Consider the following 3,941-nt stretch of genomic DNA (forward strand, 5'->3'; position numbering starts at 1 on the left):
CGATCCGTTTCACAATGTCAAAGATCCGGGGCTACAAACCCCAGCGAACCCGAAGATCCGCCGCGCCCTCAGGCGCTGTCAGCTCACTCAAGAGCCGCGACCCATTTAAGGGTCTGTATTTTCTGGCCTTTCGGCCCCGTCCGGCGCCGCGTCAACCGCGCTGCCGTCTGGTGTGGGGCGGTTTATAAGGGCCCACGCACACACTGGCAACACCTTTTTTGACGGTTTTTTCGACCCGGCCCGATTCCCCCGGCAAACCGTTGATCTCTCACGAAATATATTTACGCCACCGATCGATCGGCGCCGCCGCCTCCCCGCTCAGAAGCATGATGTCCTTGTTCATGCCGACCGCCCGACAGACGCGGTTGTAGATCAGCCGGCCACTGCACCCACGATGCCCGGCCGACCTCCTGGTGACGGTATCGGCTCTGTCCCTGGGTGGCACATCCCGGCATCATGGCCATGATGCCCAATCCGATCCCCGCCAGCACCAGCCGGCTTCGCTGAATGGTCATGGCATCCTTCACGCACCGACTCCTGACAATGTAAGGATCTGGCCTCTCTCGCCCGATCGCCCCGGCAACGTCACGGCCGGTCTTGGACATGTCGACCCTGCGCCCCTGATTCCGACGCTGCCCCGTCCTGCCCCGCAAGCGAGCCCGCGATGACCACCGACCACCTCCCCCGCTCCGTCGACCTCGACGATCTGACGGCCTTGCATCCGCTCGATGATGCGCTGGCGCTGATGTATTACGGCTGGCGCGGCATGACCCGCGAGGCGGATGCCTATCTGGCGACGCTGGGCCTGTCGCGGGTCCACCACCGGATCCTGTACACCATCGCCCGCCGCGACGGCCTGACCGTCGGCGACCTGCTGGCCGTGCTGCGGATCACCAAACAGGCACTGCACCGGCCAATGAAGCACCTGCGGGATGGCGGGCTGATCACCACCAGCCGCGATCCCGCCCATCATCGCTATAAGCGCCTGCACCTGACGGCCATGGGGCAATCCGTCGAAGATCAGGCCTCGGGCCATGAACGACGACGAATGGAGCAGGCCTTTGCCGATGCCGGTCCGGCGGCACGCGATGCCTGGGCCGCGGTCATGGCGTCCCTTGGCCGCTATGCCTGACCGATAAGGTCTGCCACTGCCTGATCATGCCATCAGGTCAATCTTATTGACTTGAAACTGCGCGCGCCGGATCATCGGCCTCGACGCCGGCGGCATGCGCCGGCACCGCAGGAGCGACCGACCGATGACCGACCAGACAGACCAGGCACCCCGCCCGCAACCCGGCGGCAGTGACGCCGCCTCGGGCCTGGAGGTGGTCCGCGCCGCCTTTGCCGCCGGCGGCTTTGCCCGCGGCATCGGGCGCACGCTTGGCCTGACCGGCACCAGCGCCGATGCCGGCGTGGTGGTGCTGCAAGGCTCTCCGACCGAAGATCATTACAATCCGCTGGGCACCGTTCATGGCGGCTATGCCGCAACCATGCTCGACGGTGCGATCGCGCTGGCGGTGCACACCCTGCTGCCGACCGGCACCGGCTATACCACGGTCGACCTGAAGGTGACCTATCTGCGGGCCATGACCAGTGCATCAGGGCCCGTCAGCGCCGAGGGCCGGGTGATCCATATGGGCCGGCGCATCGCCGCCACCGAAGCCCGGCTGACCGACCGCGAGGGCCGGCTCTGCGCCCATGCCACGGCCACCTGCATGATCCTGCCGGCGGGACAGGCCTGAGAGCCTCCGGCCCGGTGCCGAACGCGGAAAGGGCCGCCGGACAAGACTGTCCGACGGCCCTTTCCCACGCCGTATAGCACCTGCCGGCGCCCGCTCAGTGGACCTGAACCGGCGCCTCCGGCGCCGCAGCGGCCTCGTCGGCCGTGGGGACGATGTCGCGGCGGTTCACCACCTCGTCGCGGATCCGGGCCACCACATCGGCGATCGGCATGGCGCCAAGGTCGGTGCCGTTGCGCAGCCGCACCGCCACCGTGCGGGTCTCGGCCTCCTTGTCGCCCACCACCAGGATGTAGGGGATCTTTTCCAACTGGGCGTTGCGGATTTTCTTCTGCATCCGCTCGGTGCTGGTATCGACCTCCACCCGGAGCCCACCGGTGCCGGTCGGCACATCGGCGTCGAACAGCAGGTTGCGGACCTCGGCGGCATAGTCGTTGTGACGATCCGCGATCGGCACCACCATCGCCTGCACCGGCGCCAGCCATGTCGGGAAGTTGCCGGCATAATGCTCGATCAGGAAGGCCACGAAGCGTTCATGGCTGCCCAGCGGTGCCCGGTGGATGACATAGACCGGGTGTTCCTTGCCATCCTCGCCGATATAGGTCAGATCGAAGGTCTGGGTGGCCAGGAAATCGAGCTGGTTGGTCGAGATGGCATATTCCGTGCCGATCACCGACTTGATCATGAAGTCGACCTTGGGGCCATAGAACGCGGCCTCACCTTCGACTTCCTTGTACGGATAGCCCGACTCGATCATCGCCTCGCGGATGACCTTCAACGCTGCCAGCCACTTCTCGGGTTCGTCGACATATTTGTCGAGCTTGTCGAGATCCGGCAGCGACAGCCGCATGTAATAGTCCTTGATCCCGAACAGATCATAATAGCGGGCATGCAGCCGCATGACCTTCAGGAACTCGTCCTTGGCCTGATCATAGCGGCAATAGAGATGAGCGTCGTTCTGGCAGAAGCCACGCACCCGCATCAGCCCCGACAGAGCGCCGCTCGCCTCATACCGATAGACCTGGCCATATTCCGACAGCCGGACCGGCAGGTCGCGATAGCTGTGCTTCTCGGCCAGATAGACCTGATGGTGGTGCGGGCAGTTCATCGGCCGCAGATAGAAATGCTCGCCGTCGATCTCGAACGGCTTGTACATGTCTTCCGCATAATAGGGCAGATGTCGCGAGCGGTAATAAAGCTCCTGCTTGGTGATATGGGGCGTCACCACCCGCAGATAGCCATCGCGCCGCTCTTCCTTCTGGGCCAGGAATTCCAGCTCGTCACGCAATGCCGTGCCGCGCGGCAGCCACAGCGGCAAGCCGGCGCCGACCTCGGGCGAGAACCGGTACAGCTTCAGCTCACGGCCGATCTTGCGATGATCGCGCAGCTTGGCCTGTTCCATCTGCCAGATGCAGTGTTCCAGCTCTTCCTTGGTCGGGAAGCACAGACCATAGATCCGCTGCAGCTGCGGGCCATCGCTGTTGCCGCGCCAATAGGCGCCGGCGATGTTGATCAGCTTGAACTCGCCACACTGGCCGGTGTTCTCGACATGCGGTCCCCGGCAGAGATCGACGAAATTGCCGGTGGTATAGAACGAGACGCTGTCGACGCCCGATGCCTCGCCATCGACCGCGGTGTCATCGCCGGTTTCCTTGGCGATCGCCGTGGTGCCGCGATCGCGCAGCAGTTCCAGCAATTCGACCTTGTAATCCTGGTGATGCTCGCGCATGAAGCCGATCGCATCCTCGATCGGCAGTTCGCGGCGATCGAAGCGCAGCTTCTTCTTGCGCAGCTTGCGCATCGCCTGCTCGATCTTCTGCAGATCCTCAAGCTTCAGCGGCTCGGGCAGGTCGATGTCGTAATAGAAGCCGGTGGTCGTCGGCGGCCCCACACCGAACTTGGCTTCCGGGTATAATTCCCGTACCGCCGCCGCCATCAGATGCGCGCAGGAATGGCGCATGGCATAGACGTCCGGCGCGATGTCATTCGCCATCGGGGTGTCCTCACTTTCGCGAGACGCGCCAGCCGCACCCGCATACGACACGGATTGGGTCATGAACGCGCCTTTCCAACGCCAAAGGGTATAGTGGCGCCACGCCGCCATGGTCAAGGCTGCGCATCAGGGCAATCGGGTGAAACTGTGCGTGACAGGGCGGAAAAAGTCTGAATCTCTCGTTGTCGACCTTTTTGGCTTGGGAGGGA

General features: G+C 64.0%; 3 protein-coding genes. 2 read left to right on the top strand and 1 reads right to left on the bottom strand.

Going from position 1 to position 3,941, the window contains the following annotated elements:
- The first annotated feature begins 664 nt into the window (after positions 1 to 664).
- Positions 665 to 1,132, top strand: a complete 468-nt coding sequence (locus IEW15_RS24970) for a MarR family winged helix-turn-helix transcriptional regulator (RefSeq protein WP_188583169.1) — start codon at positions 665 to 667, stop codon at positions 1,130 to 1,132.
- Between the two features lie 124 nt (positions 1,133 to 1,256).
- A complete protein-coding gene (locus IEW15_RS24975) occupies positions 1,257 to 1,742 on the top strand; it encodes a PaaI family thioesterase (RefSeq protein ID WP_188583171.1) in 486 nt (161 codons plus the stop codon).
- A 94-nt stretch (positions 1,743 to 1,836) separates the two neighbouring features.
- Here the strand turns inward: IEW15_RS24975 and thrS are convergent, their stop codons facing one another.
- Complete coding sequence (gene thrS / locus IEW15_RS24980; RefSeq protein ID WP_188583173.1) at positions 1,837 to 3,732, bottom strand: threonine--tRNA ligase; 1,896 nt, start codon at positions 3,730 to 3,732, stop codon at positions 1,837 to 1,839.
- Between the last annotated feature and the right edge of the window lie 209 nt (positions 3,733 to 3,941).

It is taken from the genome of Tistrella bauzanensis, from assembly GCF_014636235.1.
GTDB classification, from domain to species: Bacteria; Pseudomonadota; Alphaproteobacteria; order Tistrellales; family Tistrellaceae; genus Tistrella; species Tistrella bauzanensis.